Source organism: Psychrilyobacter atlanticus DSM 19335 (assembly GCF_000426625.1).
GTDB classification, from domain to species: Bacteria; Fusobacteriota; Fusobacteriia; order Fusobacteriales; family Fusobacteriaceae; genus Psychrilyobacter; species Psychrilyobacter atlanticus.
In genome coordinates this window covers 1,765,194-1,790,320 of record NZ_KE384547.1, presented here as the reverse complement: position 1 = coordinate 1,790,320, position 25,127 = coordinate 1,765,194, and the positions used below count along the sequence as shown (strand labels likewise).

Sequence of the window (25,127 nt, the reverse complement as noted above, 5' to 3'; positions counted from 1 at the left end):
CGATAAAAAATCTTTTTCTATTTGACTTTTGGAATAATTTATTCTAGAATAGTGGTATATTTAGTTTGGCGGAGGAAATCATGGAATTAAACTTAAAACAGATGGTAACGGAGAGCAGGAATGAAAATACTACAAATATAGACATGTTAAATACTATGGAGATGGTAAGGGTAATAAATAACGAGGATAAAAAAGTTGCTTTAGCAGTGGAAAAAGAATTAGGAAATATTGCAAAAGCTATAGATAAGATAAGCTCTGCATTCTTAAATGGAGGCAGACTCATATATATAGGGGCTGGAACATCTGGACGATTAGGAATCTTAGATGCCAGTGAGTGTCCTCCTACATTTGGAACACCGGCAGAATTAGTAGTGGGACTCATTGCAGGAGGAAAAGATGCAATCTTAAAAGCTGTAGAAAATGCTGAAGATAGTAAAGAGCTGTGTGTGGATGATTTAAAAGGGATCGGGTTTAATTCTAAAGATATATTGGTAGGAATAGCAGCAAGCGGAAGAACCCCATATGTAATGGGAGGAATTGAATATGCCGAAGAATTGGGAGCTGTAACTGTTGGTGTCAGTTGCAACCCTGACAGTATATTAGCTGAATCTGTAAAGATACCAATATCTCCAGTAGTAGGAGGAGAGGTGGTGACAGGATCGTCTAGGCTAAAGGCTGGAACAGCACAAAAATTGGTGTTGAATATGCTGACCACTGGATCCATGATAAAGATAGGAAAGGTATATGGAAACTTAATGGTAGATGTAGAGGCTACAAATGAAAAGTTAGTGGAAAGACAAAAGAAAATAGTCATGGAAGCTACTGATTGTTCTAGAGAGGAAGCCAGCTCTGCCTTAAAAGATACAGGAGGACACTGTAAGACTGCTATCCTTATGATCTTAGGAGGCTTAGAAGCAAAGGAAGCTAAAATACTGCTTTTAGAAAAAAAAGGTTTTATTAGGGAGGCACTGAAAGCAGTCAAATTTATCTGAAAATAGATATTTAAATGTATGAAGAGGAATGATTACCTGTATTTATAAATTTAAATTATCGATTATATATTCGACTAGGAGTCGTTATAGGGGGGGAAGATGGATTATAAGGAAGTTGTAGAGAAAATAATGAAGCTTGTGGGAGAAAAGAAAAATATCAGTGGGTATACAAGCTGTATGACACGTTTGAGGATATCGATAAAGGATTTAGAAAAAGTAGATCTGGAAAGATTAAAAGCCGTTGAAGGAGTATTGGGGTTAAAAGAAAATGGTGATGAATTACAGCTGATATTTGGTCCTGGAAAGGTAAAAAAAGCATATACAGCAATGGATCAACTCTATAAATCAACTGATGAAAATCAAAGCGATCAAGAGGAAAAATTTGAAGATACTATAAAAAAACAAAAAAGTGCTGTAAAAGCCAAAAGGACAAGTAAGTTTCAAGGATTTATGGCAAATTTTTCTAATATATTTGTTCCATTAATTCCGGGATTTATCGCAGCAGGAATGCTGGCAGGATTAGCAGGACTGTGTAAGGAGTTAAATATAACAGGTGACTGGGTTAATTATATAAATGTCTTCAATAAATCGCTGACTAAATTTATGTATATAATGATAGGGTTTAATGCTACTAAGGCATTTGGCGGGTCAGGAGTAATAGGAGGGATGTTGTCGGGGCTGTTTTTACTTGGGTATGGTGATGGTGGAAATAGTGGTATGGCAGAATTTTTTGGTCAAACTATTGAACCTCGTGGAGGCATGATAGGGATATTATTCACTACAATAATTGCAGCTAAATTTGAAATATTTATCAGGGAGAAATTTTCATGGGAACCGACGGATATAATTACCACTCCTATAATTACCCTATTAGCTATGGGAACGTTGACTTACACATTGATTATGCCTTTATCATTTAAATTATTCGGTCTTATGAACTTTGCCTTTGCAAATCTAAATGGAAATCCAATTGGAGGGGGAATTTTGGCAGGATTATTTCTCCCCTCAGTTATGATGGGAATACACCAGGGATTTGTACCGGTATATCAGGGATTGGTAGAAACAACAGGGATGAACTCATTATTTCCAATCTTAGCCATGGCAGGAGCAGGACAGGTAGGTGCAGCACTAGCTCTCTATGTAAAATCTCCTAAAGAATCCAATTTACGAGAAAATATCAGAGGGGCAATTGTACCGGGATTCTTAGGAATAGGGGAGCCGTTGATCTATGGTGTTACTCTGCCCAGAGTCAAGCCATTCTTTACATCTATGGCAGGAGGAGCCATTGGAGGAATATATATAGGTATAATGTCTCAAATGGGCTTTTCCTTTGGATTAAATACTGTATTTGGATCTTCAGGAATACTAGGGTCATTTGCTATGACATCTAACAGCGGAGTATTCACAGCAATAATTCTATATATGTCAGCATTGGTAATTGCATATATTTCAGGGTTTATCCTTACATATCTATTTGGATGTAAAAATGTAGATCTATCCTAAAAAATAAAAAAGATTTAAATATTTTAAATTAGGGGTGGTATAGGTGATAGGAATTTCAGTATTTCCTGGAATGGATATGGAAATAGAGGAAAACATAAAGTATATGAAAAGAGCTAAGGAAAACGGAGTTGAGATAGTATTTACCTCTATGCATATTCCAGAAGCGGATGAAGAAAGAATTTTATTTGAGTTTGAAAAAATTTTAAAACAGACAAATGAATTAAATATGAAATTAATTGTAGATATTTCAAAAAAATATATAGAGAAGTATAAATGGGAGGATTATAATATTTTTGCCTTGAGGTTAGATTTTGGTTTTTCAGATGAGGAGATAGTGAGGTTAAGTAAAAAATATCCTATTCAATTAAATGCCAGTACTGTATCCGAAGAATGGATGGAAAATCTCATGAAAATGGGTTTGGACAGTTCTAAGATAACAGTTTGTCATAATTACTATCCCAGAAAGGATACAGGGATATCTATAGAATTATTAAGGCGGAGAAATAAATATTACAAATCTTTAGGGATGGAAATAATGGGGTTTATATCAAGTGACTTTAAAAAAAGAGGGCCTGTCTATGAGGGGCTTCCCACTGTGGAAGCTCATAGGGGGCTTCATCCTATAGTAGGAGCTCAAGAATTATTGGGAGAAGGCTGTGATCTTGTTATTGTAGGAGATCTTATGGCAAGTAAGGAAGAACTATTACTTTTGGGAAAGTTAGACAGAGATTCCTGGCTGCTCCCTGTAAAAAAGTATGAGATGAGTTTAGGGGAAGAAGAGATCTTTAATATTCTTCATAAAAATAGGATGGATCCAGGAGATTTTCTCATAAGGTGTGAAAAATCAAGGGGAATTTTCAAAGATCCCATAAAAAAAAATAATATTATAGATAGAAAACCTGGATCGGTGACAATAGATAATATAGGATATGAAAGGTACAGTGGAGAATTGCAGATATGCCAAAAAGATTTTCCTTCAGACGAAAGAGTGAATGTAGTAGCACAAATTTTAGATGATGAAAGGCTGATCCAAAGGATAGGAGAGGGAGATAAATTTAGATTTTGTGAGGTATAAAAAGCTGAGGAAGTATAGGTACTAAAGGTTGAAATTACTCTTAAATTGTAACTAAATTAAAACTTGTGAAAAAAAGTATTTTTTTTACAAGTTTTTTTAGTTTTTAGGGTATAATAGCACCACGAACAAAATATAGGGGGGAAGAATATGAAAGGCATCAATAAAAATTTAAAAGATAAAGTAGTATATCAGATATATCCTATGAGTTTTATGGATACCACTGGAACTGGGATGGGAGATATCAGGGGGATAATAAGTAAATTAGATTATTTGGAAAATTTAGGAGTGGATCTTCTATGGCTAACTCCTATCTACAGCTCTCCTAAAAATGATAATGGCTATGACATTGCAGATTATTATCAGATCGATCCGGAGTTTGGAAGTATGGAAGATTTTGATCTGCTTTTATCTGAGGCAGAAAAAAGAGGGATGGGAATCCTTATGGATATAGTGGCTAATCATACATCTACAGAACATACTTGGTTTAAAAAAGCTCTTTCAGGGGACAAAAAATATCAGGATTACTATGTCTTCAGGGAAAAAGAATTTGTGGAGGATCATCCTATAACTTCGATATTTGGAGGAGATGCCTGGGAGTATATTGAAAACCTGGATCTATACTACCTGCATAACTTCGATAAAACCCAGGCTGATCTGGATTGGGATAATGATGAAGTAAGGGAAGAAACGTATAAGATGATGAACTTTTGGTTAGAGAAGGGTGTAAAAGGGTTTAGATTTGACGTAATAGATATGATCAGTAAGGTCTGGGAAAAGTGCGAGATGTCCAATGGTCCAAAACTTCATGAATATATAGAAGAGATGGCTAACGCTACCTACAGAAATTATGATGATACTTTTACTGTAGGAGAAACCTGGTCAGCTGATTTAGAGCATGCTAAAAAATATTCTAACCTAGAGAACACTGAATTTTCAACAATTTTTACATTTGAACATACTATGTTTGGACCAGATAAATGGAGCACATCTATTGACCTATTAAAGCTGAAAGCAATTTTTGAAAAGTGGCAAAAAGGAATGCATAATGATGGATGGAACTCACTTTTTTATAATAACCATGATCTGCCCAGGGCAATATCCAGATTTGGAGATGATAGGGAGGAATTCAGAGAACTATCAGGGAAAGGGTTAGCAATCTTACTTCATTTGATGGAGGGAACTCCCTATATCTATCAAGGGGAAGAGATAGGGATGATTAATCGGCCATGGACTAGGGAAGAGATGAAGGATGTAGAAGCTATAAATTATTTTGATATGGCAGTGGAAAAGGAAGATAAAAAAGAGGTGTTAAAGAGAGTAAAGAATATCTCCAGAGATAATGCAAGAACACCGATTCAGTGGGATGACAGTAAAAATGCCGGATTCACAGATGGAATACCTTGGATTGTAGTCAATGAAAGCTATAAAAAAATAAATGTACGAGATGCATTGGAGGATAGAAACTCCATATTCTATACCTATAAAGAGTTGATAGAAATAAGAAAAAAAATGGACCTTATTAAAGATGGTACCTTTGATTTGATCGATAAAAACTCTAAGGAACATTTCTCGTATATCAGGGAATATAAAGGGGAGAAACTCTATGTTTTTTCTAATATGACAGATAAAGACATAGTGGTTACAGAGATGGAAAAGTTAAAAGGTGGAGAAGTGATTATTTCAAATTATAATGAGACGCTTAAAGGTGGGAACTTGAGACCATACGAAACTTTGGCATTGAGAGTTAAAAGCAATAAATAGATAAAAAAAGAAGTAGAAGATGGACAATGTCCCTTCTACTTCTTTTCAATTTTAATAGTTCCATTGGATGTTCCCAGGATCAAAAAATTATTGGTCTTTAATTGTGGGAATTCATTTTTTACATGGATTAGATCACCGAAAATAGAAAAGTTAAAATTATGATTTTCAGGGATCTTTATCGTAAGACTATGATTTGAAGTGACTATTTTTGAATCTGAGATAATATTCTGGAATTCAGCGGAAATAGAAGCATTAGATGTGGATATATTTCCTACCTTTTCAGCATTTTTTATCTTTATTTTCCTATCGGTAGTTTTAATATTGAGGACACCCAGGGTATTTTCAGTAATTACTCGGCTGAATAGACCTTTTACATAGATGTCTCCTACAATATTAGATAATTTAATATCTCTATTTGAGTTCATAACCTCTAGAGTTCCGACCAGGTTATCTATATTGATCTTTCCCTTGGAGTTATCGATAGAAAAATTTCCATTTATCCCGTTTATAGAGATGGAGCTGTTTGTAGTTTTTATAAGATATTTAAAGTTAGTATTTTGAGGAATCAAAAGATCGAATTTAATCTTGGTTTTAAAAAAACTATTTTTTTTCTCATTGTTTAAATTATATTGTAAAGTATCTTTGGTTACATTATTTTTTATTATGGGATTTTTTTTATTTGATAACTGATTTAATATGATACTCTCACCAGCATAGGGAATGATATTAAGGTTGATATATTGTCCCTTAACCTCAATAGTTTTGATACCTTTAGAGGCAATTGTCCCATTGGAAAAGGTGGTGATATTAATCAATATTAAGAAAAAAAACAAAAATATTGAGTTCTTCATAGGTCGCCTCCTAAATTATTTATACTAAATAAATTATAACATTTTATTATAAAAAATGCATGAAAACCTAAAAGAAAAAAAGATATTTAGAAAAACTCTAGAAGGACCCTTATATTATTGAAATTAGTTATTGAATAAGAATATAGATGTGTAGTATACTGAAATATAATTAAATTATTGAGGTGGGGAAATTTGGATTTACACTATTTAAGAATATTTTATGAGGTAGCTAAAGAATGTAGTTTTACAAAAGCAGCACATAATTTATACATAAATCAGTCGGCAGTATCTATACAGGTAAAAAAGTTTGAAGAATTACTAGGAACTAAGTTATTTGACAGAAGTTCAAAGAAGATAAAATTAACTTATTCAGGGGAAGTTTTATATAAGATGAGTGAGGATATCTTCCAAAAAGTTAAACGTGTGGAAAAAGAGATGGCAAGAATAGTAGAAGTGGATAGAGCTAGGATAAGTATTGGAGCTACAACTATCATAGGAGAACCACTACTGCCAAAATTAATGAGAGAATTTTCTAAAGTATATCAGGAGATAGAATATGATATCTTAATAGCTTCTAAGAAGGAAATTTTGGAAAGGTTAAGAGACGGGGATATAGATGTAGCTATCATCGATGAAACCCATATAACAGATATAAATTTAGAGATTATAGATGTAGGCAAATTTCCACTATGTTTAATCAGTGCAAAGGATTATAGAGATATCAAGGAAGTTGCTGATACTCCTCTTATTATACGTAAGCAGATATTAAAACATAATGAAGCTGTAACAGCCATAGAAAATAATCATGAAATAGAATTTAAAACTAAAATTCCAATTACTGGAAGTTTAAGTATGATCAAGTCTTCCGTCAGAGAAGGAGTTGGAAATGTGGTGTTACCTTATTATACAGTCTATGATGAGGTTAAATCAGGAGAATTTAAAGTTATTGAAAAGATAGACGAAGTATCAGATGGGTACCAAATAGCTATCACAAAGGATAAAAGGAGTTTATTGGAAATAATTAAATTTATAAACTTCACGAAGAACTTTAAAATAATATAAGAAAGGAGAAAAATATGAATTTAATTGAGTCATATGAAATAGAACTAAATCTATTAAAAGATTTTATAGAAAAAGAAAAAGAAGAAAAATTAACAGAGAAAGTGGCCAAGAAATTAGCGGAAGCTTTTGGAAATAAAAATAAAGTACTTATCTGTGGAAATGGTGGAAGTAACTGTGATGCCCTTCATTTTGCAGAGGAATTTACAGGGAGATTTAGAGGGAACAGGAGAGCACTTCCTGCAATCTCAATTTCAGATTCATCTCATATAACTTGTGTTGGAAATGATTTTGGTTTTGATGAGATATTTGCCAGAGGTGTAGAAGCTTATGGTAAAGAAGGGGATTTCTTTATCGGAATATCTACTAGTGGAAACTCTGCTAATGTAATAAGAGCAGTGGAAGAGGCTAAAAAATTAGGAATGACTACCTGTATGCTCCTAGGAAAAGATGGAGGAACATTAAAGGGAATGTGTGACTATGAATTTATTATTCCTGGGCAGACTTCAGATAGAATACAAGAGATTCACATGATGATCTTACACATTATCATAGAGGGTGTAGAAAGAATAATGTTTCCTGAGTTATATTAGGAAATAAAATAAAAAAGCTAGGAAATCATTTTGATTTTCTGGCTTTTTCTTTTATCCAATAAATTATAATTATAAGGGCACGTCAAAATATAAACTGTGCCTTTTTAGATATAACGTCACGTTTTTTTTAAGATATTTTAGATTAGACCTTCAAAATTTTTCTCCCTTTAAAGAGATTTTCATAGACTAAGGTTGTAGCTCCTATAGTTGCAGCATCACTGCCCAATTTAGAAGGGATGATCTTTAGATCCAGCGTAGAAGTTTTTAAGGAGTATTTTTTTACTCTATTCATTAATTTTTTATAAAATAACTCCCCTCCGCTATTGATCTCACCAACTATGATTATAACTTTTGGATTTAAGAGGTTGACCAAAAAGGAAAGGGTATATCCAAGATTTTCAGCAATCTCCTCCAATATATTTATTGAAAATCTGTCCCCACCCACTGCTAAATCACATATTTTTTCTATACTAGGATCCTCCATATAGAATTTCCCTTTTTCAGTACTCACATGGTCTAAAATTTTCTTACTTCCAACAATAGCTTCCAGACATCCATATTTTCCACATGAACATAGATGAGGACTATTTTTTTCAATGGTTATATGACCGATCTCCCCTGCACTATATCCCTCACCTCTATAGAGTTGGTTGTTGAGTACAATCCCGGCTCCGATCCCTTCTCCGATATTGATAACTACAAAATTATCTTCATCTATGCCTATCCCGTTTTTATGCTCTCCCAATGCCATAGCCCTAACATCGTTGTCGATAATTACAGGGAGGGAAAACTCTTCTTCGACTACAGCTCTTAAATTAAAATTTTTCCACTTATAGTGGGGTGAAAAGATGGAAACTCCATTTTCATAATCGACCATCCCATTGAGGGCAATTCCGATCCCTAAAATTTTAGCCCTATTCACATTATCGATAAGGTTGGAAATAAGGGTGGATAAATTATTTAAGATATGTTTTTTTCCTTTATTTTCTAATATGAAATTTTCTTTGAATAAGATAGCGCCGTTGACGTCGCTTAAAATCCCCTGAATCTCATTAGGAGATAAGGTGATTCCCAGGATATAGCCGGCATGAGGATTGATATCTAATAATATAGGCGGCCTTCCTCCAGAAATGACGCCAATCCCAGATTCTATAAGGATATCTAAATCTATCAGTTTTTTTGTTAATTTAGTTATACTAGCTGGAGTGAGTCCTGTTAAAACAGCCAGGTCAGCTCTAGATTTTAATCCTTGAGTTTTTAAAATTTCTATAATATTTGAGATGTTTATCCTCTTAATCAGGTCTGAATTACCCATCGTTCGTTTTATCATAATGACTCCTAAAATATATATTTTATTTACCTTAAAATTAGATTTAAAGATTATAAAGATCTAATGGTATCTAAAGAAATTATATGTTTAAAGAAAAAATAAGTCAATAAAAAAGATGACTTGACTTTTAAAAGAAAAAAGCATATAAATATATCATAAACAACCTTTATTAACTTAGTTAATAAAGTGTGGAAAAGTAAAAGAGGGGGAAGATGAGATGTTAGAAAAATTAATAGGGGATTTTAAAGATAGATTCGGACTAGGAGAAGTGAGAACTTTTTTTGCACCTGGAAGGGTAAATTTAATCGGAGAACATACAGATTATAATGGGGGACATGTATTCCCGTGTGCACTTTCATTTGGAACCTATGGGCTAGTAAGACCCAGAATGGATAAAAAATTAAGATTTTATTCGAAAAATTTTGAAGAGTTAGGAATATTAGAGGTAGATTTAGAGAATTTGACCTATGATGAGGGAGATCATTGGACAAACTATCCCAAGGGAGTGGTAAAGATCTTTAAAGACAGCGGGTACGACCTTGAGACGGGTTTTGATATGCTGGTATTTGGGAATATCCCAAATGGGGCTGGACTATCCTCCTCTGCATCTCTAGAACTTTTGACATCTGTGGTATTAAAGGGGCTTTATAATTTAGATATAGATATGATTGAGATGGTAAAAATGAGCCAGAAAGCTGAAAATGAATTTGTAGGGGTAAACTGTGGAATAATGGATCAATTTGCCATAGGAATGGGAGAAAAAGATAGGGCAATATTACTGGATTGTAATACACTGGAATATATATATGCACCTGTAGAATTAGGAGATGCATCTATCATAATAGCCAACACAAATGTTAGGAGAGGACTGGCTGACTCCAAGTACAACGAGAGAAGGGCAGAGTGTGAAAGATCCTTAGAAGAACTTCAAAATAAATTAGACATAAAATCTTTGGGAGATCTATCTGTAGAGGAATTTGAAGAAAATAAAGAGCTGATAAAAAGTGAAATAGACAGGAAGAGAGCACGGCATGCAGTCTATGAAAACCAGAGAACAATTGAAGCTGTAAAGAAACTAAACAATGGGAATATCCAAAGATTTGGGCAATTGATGAATGAGTCTCATATCTCATTACGGGATGATTATGAAGTGACAGGAATAGAATTAGATACTATGGTTAGACTGGCATGGAGTGAAGAAGGAGTGATTGGAGCCAGGATGACAGGCGCAGGATTTGGAGGGTGTACGGTAAATATCGTAAAAAATAAAAATATAGATAGTTTTGTAAAAAATATAGGTGAAAAATATAAGAATGAAATAGGTTTAACAGCAGACTTTTATGTTGCTAGTATTGGTGATGGAGCCAGGGAACTGATTTAAATTTATTAGAAAGGGGTAATTATGAAAATATTAAGAACAGAATTTGGTGTTTTAAAAACAGGGGAAGAAGTTTTTAAATATATATTAAAAAATGACAGGCTGGAAGTCAGTATATTAAACTATGGTGGAATAATAACAGAAATTCTGATGGCTGATAGGGATAGGAAAAAACAAAATGTAGTCCTGGGGTATGATAATATTAGAGACTATGAGGAAAAATCACCATATTTTGGAGCTATCATAGGGAGGATCGCAGGCAGAATAGAAGGAGGCAGCTTTGAATTAGGAGGAGTACGCTACAATCTAGCTGTAAATAATGGAAAAAATAACCTTCACGGAGGAATAAAAGGCTTAGACAAAAGGATTTGGGATGTTTTTGAGGTAGAAAACGGGATAGAATTGTCCTATACAAGTCCTCATATGGAGGAGGGATTTCCTTCGAAAGTAGAATTCAAGGTACGGTATACTTTGCTAGAAGATACTTTGGAAATTTCATACTTAGGAACTCCTGATAGAGATACCATCTTAAACCTCACCAATCATAGTTATTTTAATCTTTCGGGAGATTGTCAGGAGGATATACTAGACCATGAGTTGTGTATAGAAGCTGACAGGGTTTCATTTTTAGATGGAAATGCCATTCCCCATGGACAAACTTTTAATCTGACGGGAACACCATTTAATTTTAAAACTCCTAAAAAAATAGGAAAAGACATAGATTCAAATAATCTCCAATTGAGATCTGCCAGAGGCTATGATCATCCATTTATCTTAAAAAAAGAGAAAGAACTGGAAATATCTCTATTTCATGAAAAAACAGGCAGAAAATTAGATGTATATACAGATCAAAAGGCAGTAGTGCTCTATACAGGAAATTATTTGGGAGATAATGAGGGGAAACTATCTTGCGGAGTCACTGCTAGACCTAGATTAGGTGTGTGTCTTGAGACCCAAGACCTGCCAAATCATATCAACGTAGATGAATTTAAAACTACTGTATATACACCAGATAACCCGTATAGAGCCGTGACGAGATATGTATTTACCAACAGTTAATTAATTGTGTAGCAACGAACAAAATTAGGGGGAGAAAATTGATAGATATAAATTATGAGATAGAACGTCTCCTGCAATATGGGATACAGAAAAAATTATTGGATAAGATGGATCTGATCTATATTAGAAATTCCATCTTAGAAGTATTGGAAATAGAGGAGTTTAAAGGTGTAGAAGTGAGAAATGAAACTTTAGATGATCCGGTAGAAATCTTAGAAAATATAATGGATTGGGCAGACAAAAATAATAGGTTGACCGAGAATACAGTTACCTATAGAGATCTTTTAGATGCAAGGTTGATGGGGTGCTTGATGCCCAGGCCATCTGAAGTAGTAAAAGAATTTTATGAAAATTCAGAAAAAAAAGGGATTAAATATGCTACTGAAAATTATTATGCAATGTCCAAGGCATCCAACTATATAAGAACTGAAAGGACAGCAAAAAATATGCACTGGTACTCTCCTACAGAATACGGAGATTTAGAGATAACTGTAAACTTATCTAAGCCAGAAAAAGATCCTAAAGCCATAGCAGCAGCAAAGCATATTAAAAACAGCACTTATCCAAGCTGTGTACTGTGTAAGGAAAATGAAGGGTATAGAGGGAGGGTAAATCATCCTGCCAGACAAAATCATAGGATAATCCCCTTGGACTTAAGTGGTGAGGAGTGGTTTTTACAGTATTCACCCTATGTTTATTACAATGAGCATAGTATCGTATTTTCAAGTGAACACAGACCCATGAAAATTTCAAAAATTACCTTTATGAGATTACTGGAATTTGTAGAGAAATTCCCCCATTACTTTATAGGATCTAATGCAGATCTGCCGATTGTAGGAGGATCTATCCTGTCTCACGATCATTTTCAGGGAGGGAATCATGAGTTTGCTATGGCTAAGGCTCCTATAGAAAAAAAGATTAAATTTCAAAAATATCCAAATGTAGAGGGTGGAATAGTAAAATGGCCCATGTCAGTAGTAAGACTCTCTTCTGAAAACAGTTCGGATTTAGCAGAATTAGCAGATGAGATACTCTGTACTTGGAGAAATTATTCAGATGAAGAGGTCGGTATATTTGCTGAGACCGGAGGTGAACCCCATAACACAGTAACTCCCATTGTTAGGAGGAGAGGTAAAATATTTGAGTTAGATATGGTTTTGAGAAACAACAGGACTTCAGATGAACACCCATTGGGTATATTTCATCCCCACGAGGAAGTCCACAATATAAAGAAGGAAAATATAGGGCTTATTGAAGTCATGGGGTTAGCGGTGCTTCCAGGTAGGCTCAAAGAAGAATTGGCTATATTGGAGGAAGTTCTTTTGAAAGATAACTATATAGAGGAAATAGAAAATAATAAAACAATAGAAAAGCACCTAAACTGGGCAAAGGAAATTAAAGAAAATTATGATAACCTTACTTCAGACAGTGTGAAGAAAGTTTTACACGAAGAAGTAGGAGTGGCATTTTCTAAAGTATTAGAGGACGCAGGAGTGTATAAAAGGGATGAAGAAGGGCAAGATGCTTTTATGAAATTTATAAAAATATTCTGCTAAGGCAAAATGAATGCTGTAGAAACCTTAGTATTTAAAATATACCTGATTAAACTACAGCTTAAATTTTTTATTTGTTGATGAAAAATGATCCTAAAGAGATCTTAGGAGAAATACACTGCACTGAGGGCATAGTAGATAGCCAGTAGGCCAGAAAAAACAGCGCTAGAAAAAAACCTAAATTTTATAGGGATAAGGTTTTGTATGATGAAATTACCAAAAATACTTATGGGGAGAGCTCCTATAAAACTTTTTAACCCAATATTTAAGATAAACCATCCGATTTTTCCCATAGAAAAAAGCTGAATGAAAAAAATGTGTCTAGCTATCCAAATAGGATTAAAATAACAGAGAGCTAAAACTGTTTTTATGATTTTTTTATGTTTAAAAGGGGCAACTTTTTTATCGATCCAAATGAAATAATTTGGGACTTCAAAGGCATAGATTGTGCCACCCAATAACATCATGCCTAGTATTCTTAGAGGGGAAACGTCGCCTCTTATAAGAGTTGCTATAGTATCTCCAGCAGAGTAGATAAGCAGCCCTCTCAAGATATTGTTTTTAGTGTATATTAACTTCATAAGATACCTCCCGGGGACAGAATAAATCATTATAAAATATTTTTAACAGAGATTAAATTTGGAAGTTTTTATACTATAATTTACCGATAATATAAAAAAATCCTTTTAAATAGTATAGGAAGGATAAATAAAGCTTAACCTCTAATAAATTTCTAAGAAAAAGTATTGACACCACCAATATCTTGTAGTATTATTAAATTAACAAGAGACCTTACCTATTAGCGACCATCTTGATGTTTTGGGCCTAATGTCGTCGCCGGGGTCGGCGCTGTATATGATAGATCAGAAAAATCACGAGGGTATAACGAGCCCCTACGGATACTGTATATTATATATATCTGACTACCACTTTTTGAACCAGGCGACCAAAACTATACAGAGGGCTGTAGGTCAGGGCTTGTTTAAAGACTTCTATGAGGTCTTTTTTTTTATGTCTATTAAGTTTTAAATTATTTACAAAAGTAAAAGTTAAAAAACGTCACATTACTCCTAATTGGATGAAACGTTACGTTTCTTTTTTATTACCTATTAAATTGAGCTTTATTTTGATAATATATAGATATAAAATTATTTGAGGTGAAATAATGGAAATATTTATTATAACGGGAATGAGTGGTGCAGGAAAATCAACGGCACTTAATTATTTTGAAGATCGAGGATATATGACCATAGATAATATGCCCTGTTTTTTTATAGATGGATTTAAGCTGTCTGTATATAGAGAAAGGATAAAAAATGTCGCAATAGGGATGGATATAAGGTCCTTTGAAAGGACAGATGAATTTTTAGAGTTGTTAGAGAGTTTGAAGGGAGAGGGAGTTTCTTACAAGGTCCTTTATTTAGATGCCAAAGATGAGGTGATATTAAACAGATATAACCTAACTAGAAGATCCCACCCCTTGAAAAGGTCTAATTCTATCGTTGAAAATATCTATTTAGAGAGAAAAATGCTGTCTGAAATAAGAGAATTGGCAGACATAGTAATAGACACCAGTGATTTTACACCTAAAAAAATGATTGAAAATTTAAAATCTAGGTTAGAATATAAAAAAATAAGGGATTTGGTGCTAACCATAACTACATTTGGATTTAAATATGGAGCCCCTATAGACCTGGATATGATGTTTGATACCAGATCACTGCAAAATCCATACTATATAGATGAATTGCGGCCTAAAAATGGGGATGATAAAGTTGTTCAAGAATATGTGATGAGTGGAAGTGGCAGTGAAGAATACTTAAAGAAGATAGAGGAAATGTTGGAATTTTTATTACCACATTTTATAAAAGAGGGAAAGACCCACCTGACTGTTGGAATTGGATGCAGTGGTGGAAAACATAGATCGGTGACTATAGCTAATAAACTTTATGAATATTTTAATAAAAAGGAAAATATTAAGGTGTTATTAAATCATAGGGAGCAGGAGAGATGGAGTCTTTAATAGATAGGTATGAAATTCCAGATCTTCCTGGAGTTTATTTGATGAAAGGCAAAAAAGAGGTAATATATGTAGGGAAGGCTAAAAATTTAAAAAAAAGAGTCTCTTCATATTTTAAAAAAGTTCATATAGATAAAAAAACAATGGAATTGGTAGATCACATAGAGGATCTAGAGTTTATAGTCTGTAAAAGTGAATTAGATGCACTTATTTTAGAAAATAATCTAATAAAAAAATATATGCCGAAATATAATATCCTTCTAAAGGATCAAAAGACCTATCCCTATATCAAAATATCGCTAGAAAAATTTCCTAAGGTTTCTATTATTCGAAGAAGTAAAGATATGGATATAAAGAATGGAGATTATTTTGGTCCCTATCCCAATGGGAGCGGATTTTTGCTAAAGACCCTTATAAAGATATTTAAAATAAGGGATTGTAATAGAGATATGAAAAAAATATATCCTAAACCTTGTTTAAAATATTATATGGATCGATGTATGGGCCCTTGTGTTTATAAGGGGGTAGAGGAGAGTTATAAACAAAGTGCTGAAAATGCTAAATATTTTTTAAAAGGTAGGGTAGATAATCTCTTAAAACAGATGAAAGAAGAGATGGAAAAATCCAGTAGATCTATGGAGTTTGAAAAAGCTATCCAGTATAGGGAACAGATTAAAGCAATTGAAAATTCATTAAAAACACAGGTAACAGAAGTTTTAAAAAATATAGACGAGGATGTCTTTGTGTGCAGACAGGATGGAGATCTATTATTTTTGACTATATTAAAGATCAGAGACGGGAAGATCTTAGGAGTTAACAATTTAAGAGTAGACATCCCCATAGAAGATGACATATTGGTCGAGAGTTTTCTGAGGTATTATTCTAATGAAAAAATGCCTAAGAATATAATTTTAGACAGTTTGTTTGCAGAAAAAAAAGAAATTCTAGAGGGATGGGGTAAAAATTTTCTCCATATAAATTTAAAACTATACTTTCCTGTAGTTAAAAGCAGAAGGAAAAAGCTTTTAGAGATGGCATACCTTAATTTAGAGGAAGAGATTAAAAAATATTATAATCAAAAAGATGTATTGGAGGAGGGGATGAAAGTCCTCTATGAAACTTTAAACTTAAATAAATTTCCTCGAAAAATAGAGTGTTTTGATATATCTAATATCTCAGGGAAAGATGCGGTAGGAGCTATGAGTGTAGCTGTAGAAGGAAGGCTGGCAAAGAAGCATTATAGAAAGTTTAAGATAAAAACTAAAGACACTCCAGATGACTATCATATGATGAGAGAAGTGATTCAAAGAAGATACTCTAAGTTAGCTCAGATAGATCTACCGGACCTGATCCTGATAGATGGTGGTTTGGGTCAGCTAAATGCAGTGGAAGGAGTTTTTATAGGGTTAAAAAAGGAAAATTTGGTGGATATAATCAGTATAGCCAAGAGGGAAGAGGAAGTGTTCAAAGCAGGAGAAACCAGCTCCTACATCTTTTCCAAAAATACAGAGGCTCTAAAAATATTACAGAGGCTGAGAGATGAGGCTCATAGATTCGGAATAACTTACCATAGAAATTTACGAAAAAAAAGGGTAATATCTAGTGAGTTAGATGAGGTAGAAGGAATAGGTCCAAAAAGAAAAAAAGACCTCCTAAAAAGATTTAAATCGGTGAAAAGGATAAAAGAAGCAACTTTAGAAGAATTATTAGAAATCGTACCAGAGAAAATAGCATGGCAGATAAAAAAGGTTTTGAACTAACTTTATTTGTTAGTTATTAGTTCCATTAAAGGTAATGAGGGGGAGAGAGATGAAAAAAGTGTTAGTTGTAGATGATGAGTTAAGCATTAGATTGTTACTGAGAGAGATAATTGAAGACCTGGGTATGGAGGTTTTTGAAGCTGAGACTGCTATAGTAGGTTTACAGATGATAGAGACGGAAAAATTTGACCTTATCATCATGGATATTCAGATGCCACAGATGAATGGATTGGATGCCATGAGAAAATTAAGGGAGATAACAGATACTCCGGTGTTTATTTTGACTGCATTCAGTCATTTAGAAGGTGTTGTAGAAAACTTAGGGGTAGAGATCCAAGGGTTTGTAGAAAAGCCATTTGATATAGATGAACTAGCTCAGAAGATACAAAAACAAGTGGAAGGTAATAGTAATCAATAATTAAAAATAGTTATGGAGTTATAGATTTAGAATAAGAAACTTTGAAAGTAAAAAAATTAAGAAAAGAAAGGAGAAAAAAACGTGTATAAATATATATTGCTTTTAGTATTAGCGCTAAGCACTACTGCCTGTACAGGAGTGTCCAAGGTAAAGGAAAGGTATCACAGGGCACCTTTTGAAAAAGAGATAAAAAAAGGGGATTATGAGCTGACACTCTATAGTATTAACTATCCCTTAAAGTATGAAGAGAAAATAAAGTTTTATAATGACTTTGATATTCTTATGAGGAAATTATTAGTTTATGATTCAACGATAAATATTATGTACTCTGAGAAATTAAAAGATGACATTATTCATCTAAAAAATAGCTATATCCTCCCAGAAGAGGTAGCTTTTTCAAAATCTGCATCGGAACTATCTCAGGTAGACAGGGATAGTATAGATAAAAAAGTGACAATAAAATTAGATGAAAAAATCGGAAGGACTCAATACTATTTAAATAAACAGGTTTATTTTTGGAAAAAAATAATGATGAGTGACAAGAAATTTAACAGTTCGATAAATTATACAGAATTAGATAAAGAAAAACTTGTTTTACAGATGGAAGATAAGAGAAAAAAATTATTTAAAATAGTAGAGCAGGTAGAATTAAATTTAATTCTAAAGGTAGAGGAGCCTTATTCTAACAATAAAAATGAATATTGGCAGGAAAAAAACGTCTATATAGATAGAAGTACGGATTTAACTCCTAAAGTCTTTAAGGAAGAGGGATATCTATACTTAAATGCTGTACAGGAAAAAGATGTGAAAAAAATAATGGGGAATCAATTGAAGTTTGATTCAAAAATTGTAGTAGTAGAAAATAAATTATACAATGGTTATACAGTTACAGATGGAAATTATATCTTTTTTTATGGTGGGAAATACAGAGTTAGTTACTATGATGGTTATAATTTGAAGATAAAAATAAAAGATGTATCTTTGGAAGATTTATTGACTATAGATGAAGAATTTTTGATAGATGATTTTTTAAACCCAAAATCTTATAAAGAGAGGCAGGATAAATAATGGAATATGTTTTAATTGTTTTTATAGTAGGAGTGTTATCGTTGATCCTGCTGAAAAAAAATGAAAGAAAGAATATAGACGAGATGCATACACTTATAGAAAAAATAGGTAAGAGGGAAGATTATTCAGAGATAATGGATGAACTCAAAGAATCTTATGAAGAAACGGTAAAAACCATAAGATTTCAGGAGGCTCAGTTGAATAACTCGGTCAAGGAGTTGAAAGAATTTAAAGAGGAATTAAATGTTACCTATGACTCCCTTTTAAAAAAATCAGCTCAATTGGAGTATTCCAACGAGGAATTAGAAAAAAAAGTAGCGAATTTATCTAATATAAATGCAGTAGCAAGGACAGTTCTGTCAACCTTGGAATTAGATAAGATTATAGGCGTTATCCTAGATGCTTACTTTGTTTTAACAGGGGTAAAAAAAATAGCAATATACCTGTGGAAAGACGGGGAACTGGAGTTGAAACAGACAAAGGGGAAGTTTATAAATACAGGAAATGTAAATTTTTCACTGGAAGAGCTGGCTAAATATACAAGAAGTGACTATAAAAATATATATACCCAGATATCTAAATCCATAGAAGCTACAGAGGATGAAAGTATCGTTATCTCTGATCTGGTAGTAAAAGGGAAGGAACTAGGAGTAATCTATATAGTAGAAGATAGAGAAAAGCTCAGCTATAGTGATGAGGCGACAATTTCAGCTCTGGCTATCCAGGTAGCTATTGCCATAAATAATGCGTTGATATATTCAGAATTAATAATAAAGGAACGTCTAGATAATGAACTAGAAGTTGCCTCAAACATACAGAAAAAATTATTACCTCAGTCATTGGGGGATATAAATGGTGTTGAGATAGCTCAGTACTTTAATCCAGCCAAGGAAGTGGGAGGAGATTATTATGATTATTCTCTTTCAGGGGACAACAAACTTTGGATAACTATAGGAGATGTAAGTGGAAAAGGAGTTCCAGCTGCATTTTTGATGGCTTTAATAAGGTCTGTATTGAAAACATTAGAATATAAGGATTCATATCCACTTGAAGTTTTAACTGATCTAAATGATATTATCTATCCAGACATAAGTGAAGACATGTTTGTGACTATCTTCCACAGTCAATATGATTTCTTAACTAAGACACTTTATTACTCCAATGCAGGACATAATCCACTTATCTTGTATAGAGCTAGAACGGGAGAAGTTTTAGAGGAAAATATTAAAGGGGTAGCAGTAGGATTTTTAGAATCTTATGAGTATAAGATGGGGAAGATAAAATTAGAGAAGGGGGATGTCCTTCTGTACTATACTGATGGATTGACAGAGGCTGAAAACCCAAGAAAAGAACTTTATGGAATTGAAAGGTTAAAGGAAGTTATCGGAGAAAATTATGAGATGACTGCTGAAGGAATAAAGGTTGAGCTCTTAGATTCTCTCAATGAATTTGTAGAAGAGAAGGAACAGATAGATGATATGACATTTGTCATTTTAAAAATCGAATTATAAAAAGGACTCATGTCCTTTTTATTTTTGTTTTTAAACAGTATCATTTGTTTAGAAAGAGAGCTAAATTTTGATTAGTGTGCACTTATAGCCTTAGATGTTGGTTAATTAAGTGGAATAGCTTTGACTTGCTCTTTAAATTTTAGTATAATATAAAAACTGTTTATAGGAGGTTATTGGGTGGAAATTAACTGGATTGACTGGTTTGGTTACTTAGCTTCATTAGTAATTCTTGTATCTTTAACGATGAGTTCAATTATTAAACTTAGATGGATTAACTTTGTAGGATGTATATTGTTTGCAACATTTGGATTTTTAATCAATTCGTTGCCGACAGCATTGATGAATGTTGGGATAGCGGTTATAAATTTATATTTTTTATATAATATTTATAATACTAAGGAGGAGTTTCAACTGGTAGAAGCTGAAGCTGATTCTAAATACTTCAATTATTTTTTAAAGGTGAATATGCAGGAGATAGAAAAACAAATATCTAAAGAGGAACTAAAAGCTCAAAATAAAGGTTTATACATGTTGAGAAATAACAATATAGCTGGAATTTTATTGGGAGAAAAGAGTGCAGATGGTGTATTTTTTATAAAGGTAGACTATGTAACTCCCCGATATAGAGATTATAAACTAGGTAAATACTTCTTTGATGAACACACAGAGTATTTTAAAAATAATGGAATTGATAAATTAATGACAGAAGGTATGGAGGATTCCCATAGACAGTATCTGAAGAAAATTGGGTTTAAAGAAACAACAAAAGATCTATATATTAAAAAAATTTAAATGGAGGTAAAATTCATGTATAGTAAAGTAGTTGAAACAACAAGCTTTTTAAAAGAAACAACAAAATATAGACCAAGAGTAGCTATAGTATTAGGTTCAGGATTAGGAAACTTAGTGGACTTTATAGATGATAAGATGGAGATTGATTATAGTGATATTCCAAATTTTCCTGTATCAACTGTAGCAGGTCATGACGGTAAATTAGTATTTGGAAAAATTGCAGGAGTAGAAGTAGTAGCGATGAAAGGAAGGTTTCATTTCTATGAAGGTTACGACATGAAAGAAGTAACTTATCCTATGTATGTTATGAAGCAGTTTGGAATTGAAAAATTAATAGTTAGTAATGCTGCTGGTGGAAGTAACAAAAGTTATGATCCGGGAACATTGATGTTAATAAACGATCATATCAATGCATTTGGAACTAATCCCCTTATCGGTAAAAACGATGATAGATTTGGACCGAGATTTCCAGATATGACAGAAGCTTATAAGATATACCTTAGAGATTTGGCTAAGGAAGTTGCAGATAATTTAGGTATAGCTTATAAAGAAGGTGTATATTTAGGAACTACAGGACCTACATATGAAACTGGAGCAGAGGTAAGAGCATTTTCTGGTATGGGTGCAGACGCTATAGGGATGTCTACAGTACCAGAGGTAACAGTAGCAAACTATTTAGGAATAGATGTACTGGGAATATCTTGTATCACAAATATGGCTACAGGAATAGCAAAAAAAGCACATTCTCATGAAGATGTAGTGGATGTAGCGAAAAAAGCTGGAGAAAATTTCTGTAACTGGATAGTAAATATAGTAAAAAAAATAGGATAAAAAAATATAAAGGGTTCTAGGAGGATCAGAGTGACAAACTATATTTTAGAAATGAAAAATATGAGAAAAACTTTTTTAGGTGGGAAAGTCGTAGCAAATGATGATATCACTTTAAACATAGTCAAAGGGGAAAAACATGCCATTGTAGGAGAAAATGGTGCCGGTAAATCTACATTGATGAAAATACTAAACGGATTATACACTCCTACATCGGGAACTATATCTTTAAATGGAAAAGTTGCAGATATAAAAGGGCCTGGAGAAGCGGCTAAATTAGGGATAGGAATGGTATATCAGCATTTCATGTTAGTACCTACCCTGACAGTTGCAGAAAATATGATCTTAGGTGTAGAGCCTACTAAAGGAATGAACCTTGATATAAATAAGGCTCGTGAAGATGTAAGAAAAGTATCTGAAAAATATGGTTTAGCCATAGACCCAGATGCTATAATATCAGATCTTTCAGTTGGTATCCAGCAGAGAGTAGAGATCTTAAAAATATTATTCAAGGGAGCTAACCTGCTTATATTTGATGAACCTACAGCAGTATTGATCCCTCAAGAAGTAAAGGAATTATACAAGATAATGGATAACCTTATTGAAGAGGGGAAGACTATTATATTTATATCTCATAAACTTCAAGAAGTATTGGATATTTCAGATAATATCACAGTAATCAGAAGAGGAAAAGATGTGGCTAACTTTGAGACTAAAGATGCTACAAAGCAAAAAATTGCAAATGCCATGGTAGGTAGACCAGTATTATTTACTACTGAAAAACCAGAAGTTACTATTGGTGACAAGATAGTTGAGATCAAAGACCTAGAGGTGAAAAATAACAAAGGGTTACCGGCAGTAAAAAATATATCTCTTGATATAAGAGCAGGAGAGGTATTAGGAATTGCAGGTGTAGAAGGATCAGGACAATCGGAACTTGTAGAAGCTATTACAGGATTAAGAAAGATAGAATCTGGAGCATTTACTCTAAATGGTGAGGATCTGGCAGGAAAGACTCCTAGACATATTACATTAGCTGGATTAGCCCATGTACCAGAAGACAGACATGCAAGAGCAGCAGTATCAGAATTTTCAGTTAGAGATACATTTGCTTTTGGGGTACATAGAGAAAAATTTACAAAGAGTAAGATATTATTAGATGTAGATAAATTAGAAAAAGAAGCAGAATTCTTTATGGAAGCTCATGATATAAGACCTAGAGGAACAAAAACAGCCTTTGGAAAATTATCAGGTGGTAACCAGCAAAAAATAATTGTAGCTAGAGAATTGGAGAAAAAACATGATTTCATCATAGCTTCTCAGCCTACAAGAGGAGTAGACATTGGAGCTATTGAAGCAATCCATAAGTTGATCTTGGAAGAAAAGAAAACTGGAAAAGCAGTGATGGTAGTGTCGGCAGAATTATCTGAAATCTTAAACTTAAGTGACAGAATAGCAGTTATGTGTGGTGGAGAGATTACAGGAATTCTAGACAGAAAAGATGCTACTGAAGAAAAGATCGGAATCTTAATGGCTGGAGGGAAGTTATAATGAATAGAAAATTACAAGGATTGTTAGTTCCTATATTAGCGGTGTTTATTGCACTACTTTTAGGGGCAGGAATAATCGCTTATTTAGGAGAAAATCCATTAACAGCATATTACTATCTGTTTACAGGAGCTTTTGATGGTAAGAGAGCCATTGCGAGAACACTCTTAGAAGCAACACCTATGATATTTACCGGGTTATCTGTAATGGTAGCTTTTAAAGCAGGATTATTTAATATCGGTGCTCAAGGTCAAGTTGTAATGGGTGGATTAGCAGCAGCAGCAGTTGGAGCTTTTGTACACAGTATTGGAATAAATAATGTATTTGTAGTATTAATCATAGCAGCAGCAGCAGGTTTTGCTTGGGCAGGAATTGCAGGTTGGTTAAAGGCAAAATTAGGAGTGCATGAAGTAATATCTACTATCATGTTAAACTATATAGCATTAAACTTTGAGCAATACGGATTAAACTATCCATTGAAAGCTGGTGGACCTAATGGACCGAGTCCTCAAACTCCTCCAGTATTTGAATCTAGTAGATTAGCTATGTTGATGCCTGATACTAAGGTAGCACTTAACGTAGGATTTATCATAGCAGTAATAGCTGTGATAGTTATCTGGTTTATGTTTGAAAAGACTATCACTGGATATGAGATCAAAGCCGTAGGACTTAACCCTACAGCTTCTGAAAATGCAGGAATAAATGTAAAATGGAGAATATTATTTGCCATGGGATTAGCAGGTTCATTATCTGGATTAGCAGGTGCTGAAAGAATCCTTGGTGGAGTAGGACAATATACCTACAGACAGGGTATCATGGGAAGTTATGGTTTTGACGGTATCGCAGTAGCACTACTGGGGAAAAATACACCAGTAGGAGCACTATTTGCAGCAATACTATTTGCGGCACTTAGAACTGGTGGTAGATCGATGCAGTTTAATACATCTATTCCGAGTCAAATCATAATAATTATTCAAGCTATAATAATCTTATTGATTGCAGCAGAGAATATGTTCCATGCAATATTAGATAAAAAGAAGAAGGTGAGTAACTAATGTCTATCTTTATAAGTTTAATCTTAGCTACAATCAGACAAGCAGCTCCTATATTAATTACGGCAATCGGTGGAATGTTCTCTGAACTTACAGGTGTTGTAAATATAGGATTAGAAGGAATGATGTTGATGGGTGCATTCTCAGCAGCAGTAGTTTCATACTATACAGGAAATCCATATGTTGGAATCCTTGGTGGTATGATGGCTGGTGGAATCATGGCATTACTTCATGCAGTCCTTAGTATTAAATATAAGGGAAATCAAGTAGTATCAGGGGTAGCGATCAATTTATTCGCCTCTGGATTTACAGTATTTATGTTAAGAGTATTATTCAATCAATCTGGAAATACTCCTACAGTACCTAAAACAGCTACATTCTTTGGAATGTCTATAATAGTATTTATCATCTATGCAATTGCATTTGCATCTCACTGGTTTATCTATAAAACAGTATGGGGTCTTAGGATGAGAGCTGTTGGAGAACATCCATTAGCAGCAGATACAGTAGGTATCAACGTATTAAAAGTAAGATATTTTGGTGTAATCATGTCAGGACTGTTAGCTGGTCTTGGAGGAGCTTACCTATCTATCGGTGCATTATCACAGTTTACCAAAGAGATGTCGGCAGGTAGAGGATTTATAGCCTTAGCAGCCTTAGTATTTGGTAAATGGACACCAGGTGGAGTATTAGGAGCAAGTTTACTGTTTGGTTTTGCAGATGCAGGACAGACTTTAATACAACAATATGTAACTGGGGTACCACCTCAATTTATTCAAATGTTACCATACATCCTTACACTATTAGCCTTAGCAGGAGTAGTAGGAAAGGCAGTGGCACCAGCAAGTTCTGGAAAGCCGTATGACAAGAGTGACGACTAGAAACCCTCTTCCTTTTTATGGATTTCTCCCTATTCAGGGAGAAACCGAGGCAGGAGATGAGAGTTAAAATATAAAAAAGCAGTAAATCTAATTAG

General features: G+C 33.6%; 22 protein-coding genes. 19 read left to right on the top strand and 3 right to left on the bottom strand.

Going from position 1 to position 25,127, the window contains the following annotated elements:
* Window positions 1–80 precede the first annotated feature (80 nt).
* From murQ to K337_RS0109070, 4 genes are all read left to right on the top strand, one after another.
* Complete coding sequence (gene murQ, locus K337_RS0109085) at window positions 81–992, top strand: N-acetylmuramic acid 6-phosphate etherase (RefSeq protein WP_028856330.1); 912 nt, start codon at window positions 81–83, stop codon at window positions 990–992.
* Between the two features lie 99 nt (window positions 993–1,091).
* A complete protein-coding gene (gene murP / locus K337_RS0109080) occupies window positions 1,092–2,495 on the top strand; it encodes a PTS N-acetylmuramic acid transporter subunit IIBC (RefSeq protein ID WP_028856329.1) in 1,404 nt (467 codons plus the stop codon).
* Between the two features lie 43 nt (window positions 2,496–2,538).
* Window positions 2,539–3,570, top strand: a complete 1,032-nt coding sequence (locus K337_RS0109075) for a MupG family TIM beta-alpha barrel fold protein (protein ID WP_028856328.1) — start codon at window positions 2,539–2,541, stop codon at window positions 3,568–3,570.
* A 147-nt stretch (window positions 3,571–3,717) separates the two neighbouring features.
* A complete protein-coding gene (locus tag K337_RS0109070; RefSeq protein WP_028856327.1) occupies window positions 3,718–5,331 on the top strand; it encodes an alpha,alpha-phosphotrehalase in 1,614 nt (537 codons plus the stop codon).
* Between the two features lie 35 nt (window positions 5,332–5,366).
* Here the strand turns inward: K337_RS0109070 and K337_RS0109065 are convergent, their stop codons facing one another.
* Window positions 5,367–6,182: a DUF4097 family beta strand repeat-containing protein gene (locus tag K337_RS0109065; protein ID WP_028856326.1), complete on the bottom strand. Its 816-nt coding sequence runs from the start codon at window positions 6,180–6,182 to the stop codon at window positions 5,367–5,369.
* A 192-nt stretch (window positions 6,183–6,374) separates the two neighbouring features.
* Between K337_RS0109065 and K337_RS0109060 the strand changes: the two genes are divergently transcribed.
* Window positions 6,375–7,244 carry a LysR family transcriptional regulator gene (locus K337_RS0109060; RefSeq protein WP_028856325.1) on the top strand — a complete coding sequence of 290 codons (870 nt, stop codon included), beginning with the start codon at window positions 6,375–6,377 and terminating at the stop codon, window positions 7,242–7,244.
* 14 nt (window positions 7,245–7,258) lie between these two features.
* Window positions 7,259–7,834, top strand: coding sequence for a D-sedoheptulose 7-phosphate isomerase (gene gmhA, locus K337_RS0109055; RefSeq protein ID WP_028856324.1), 576 nt, complete (start codon window positions 7,259–7,261; stop codon window positions 7,832–7,834).
* A 142-nt stretch (window positions 7,835–7,976) separates the two neighbouring features.
* On the opposite strand, the gene K337_RS0109050 is transcribed toward gmhA, so the two are convergent.
* The gene (locus tag K337_RS0109050) at window positions 7,977–9,164 is read right to left on the bottom strand and encodes an ROK family protein (protein WP_028856323.1); all 1,188 of its coding nucleotides are present in this window, start codon (window positions 9,162–9,164) and stop codon (window positions 7,977–7,979) included.
* Window positions 9,165–9,381: 217 nt separating this feature from the next.
* Between K337_RS0109050 and K337_RS0109045 the strand changes: the two genes are divergently transcribed.
* Genes K337_RS0109045 through galT form a run of 3 tightly spaced genes read left to right on the top strand, consistent with a single transcriptional unit; the run spans window position 9,382 to window position 13,157 of the window.
* Window positions 9,382–10,545 (top strand): galactokinase, encoded by a 1,164-nt coding sequence (locus K337_RS0109045; protein WP_028856322.1) that lies wholly within the window; start codon window positions 9,382–9,384, stop codon window positions 10,543–10,545.
* Between the two features lie 21 nt (window positions 10,546–10,566).
* A complete protein-coding gene (locus K337_RS0109040; protein WP_028856321.1) occupies window positions 10,567–11,601 on the top strand; it encodes an aldose epimerase family protein in 1,035 nt (344 codons plus the stop codon).
* 41 nt (window positions 11,602–11,642) lie between these two features.
* Window positions 11,643–13,157 carry a UDP-glucose--hexose-1-phosphate uridylyltransferase gene (gene galT, locus K337_RS0109035; protein WP_028856320.1) on the top strand — a complete coding sequence of 505 codons (1,515 nt, stop codon included), beginning with the start codon at window positions 11,643–11,645 and terminating at the stop codon, window positions 13,155–13,157.
* Window positions 13,158–13,258: 101 nt separating this feature from the next.
* On the opposite strand, the gene K337_RS0109030 is transcribed toward galT, so the two are convergent.
* Complete coding sequence (locus K337_RS0109030) at window positions 13,259–13,735, bottom strand: hypothetical protein (RefSeq protein ID WP_028856319.1); 477 nt, start codon at window positions 13,733–13,735, stop codon at window positions 13,259–13,261.
* 584 nt (window positions 13,736–14,319) lie between these two features.
* Here K337_RS0109030 and rapZ point away from each other — a divergent pair.
* From rapZ to K337_RS0108980, 10 genes are all read left to right on the top strand, one after another.
* The gene (rapZ, locus tag K337_RS0109025; protein WP_028856318.1) at window positions 14,320–15,177 is read left to right on the top strand and encodes an RNase adapter RapZ; all 858 of its coding nucleotides are present in this window, start codon (window positions 14,320–14,322) and stop codon (window positions 15,175–15,177) included.
* Complete coding sequence (uvrC, locus tag K337_RS0109020; protein ID WP_028856317.1) at window positions 15,165–16,934, top strand: excinuclease ABC subunit UvrC; 1,770 nt, start codon at window positions 15,165–15,167, stop codon at window positions 16,932–16,934. The genes rapZ and uvrC overlap by 13 nt, the downstream gene beginning before the upstream one ends.
* Window positions 16,935–16,983: 49 nt before the next feature.
* Complete coding sequence (locus K337_RS0109015; protein WP_028856316.1) at window positions 16,984–17,352, top strand: response regulator; 369 nt, start codon at window positions 16,984–16,986, stop codon at window positions 17,350–17,352.
* 81 nt (window positions 17,353–17,433) lie between these two features.
* Window positions 17,434–18,420 carry a hypothetical protein gene (locus K337_RS0109010; RefSeq protein WP_028856315.1) on the top strand — a complete coding sequence of 329 codons (987 nt, stop codon included), beginning with the start codon at window positions 17,434–17,436 and terminating at the stop codon, window positions 18,418–18,420.
* Window positions 18,420–19,931 (top strand): PP2C family protein-serine/threonine phosphatase, encoded by a 1,512-nt coding sequence (locus K337_RS0109005; protein ID WP_028856314.1) that lies wholly within the window; start codon window positions 18,420–18,422, stop codon window positions 19,929–19,931. Before K337_RS0109010 ends, K337_RS0109005 begins: the two co-directional genes overlap by 1 nt.
* Before the next feature lie 177 nt (window positions 19,932–20,108).
* A complete protein-coding gene (locus tag K337_RS0109000; RefSeq protein ID WP_028856313.1) occupies window positions 20,109–20,723 on the top strand; it encodes a hypothetical protein in 615 nt (204 codons plus the stop codon).
* A 15-nt stretch (window positions 20,724–20,738) separates the two neighbouring features.
* Window positions 20,739–21,554, top strand: coding sequence for a purine-nucleoside phosphorylase (locus K337_RS0108995; RefSeq protein WP_028856312.1), 816 nt, complete (start codon window positions 20,739–20,741; stop codon window positions 21,552–21,554).
* A 30-nt stretch (window positions 21,555–21,584) separates the two neighbouring features.
* Window positions 21,585–23,102: an ABC transporter ATP-binding protein gene (locus K337_RS0108990; protein ID WP_028856311.1), complete on the top strand. Its 1,518-nt coding sequence runs from the start codon at window positions 21,585–21,587 to the stop codon at window positions 23,100–23,102.
* Window positions 23,102–24,154, top strand: coding sequence for an ABC transporter permease (locus tag K337_RS0108985; protein ID WP_028856310.1), 1,053 nt, complete (start codon window positions 23,102–23,104; stop codon window positions 24,152–24,154). The genes K337_RS0108990 and K337_RS0108985 overlap by 1 nt, the downstream gene beginning before the upstream one ends.
* The gene (locus tag K337_RS0108980; protein ID WP_028856309.1) at window positions 24,154–25,032 is read left to right on the top strand and encodes an ABC transporter permease; all 879 of its coding nucleotides are present in this window, start codon (window positions 24,154–24,156) and stop codon (window positions 25,030–25,032) included. Before K337_RS0108985 ends, K337_RS0108980 begins: the two co-directional genes overlap by 1 nt.
* The last annotated feature ends 95 nt before the right edge of the window (window positions 25,033–25,127 follow it).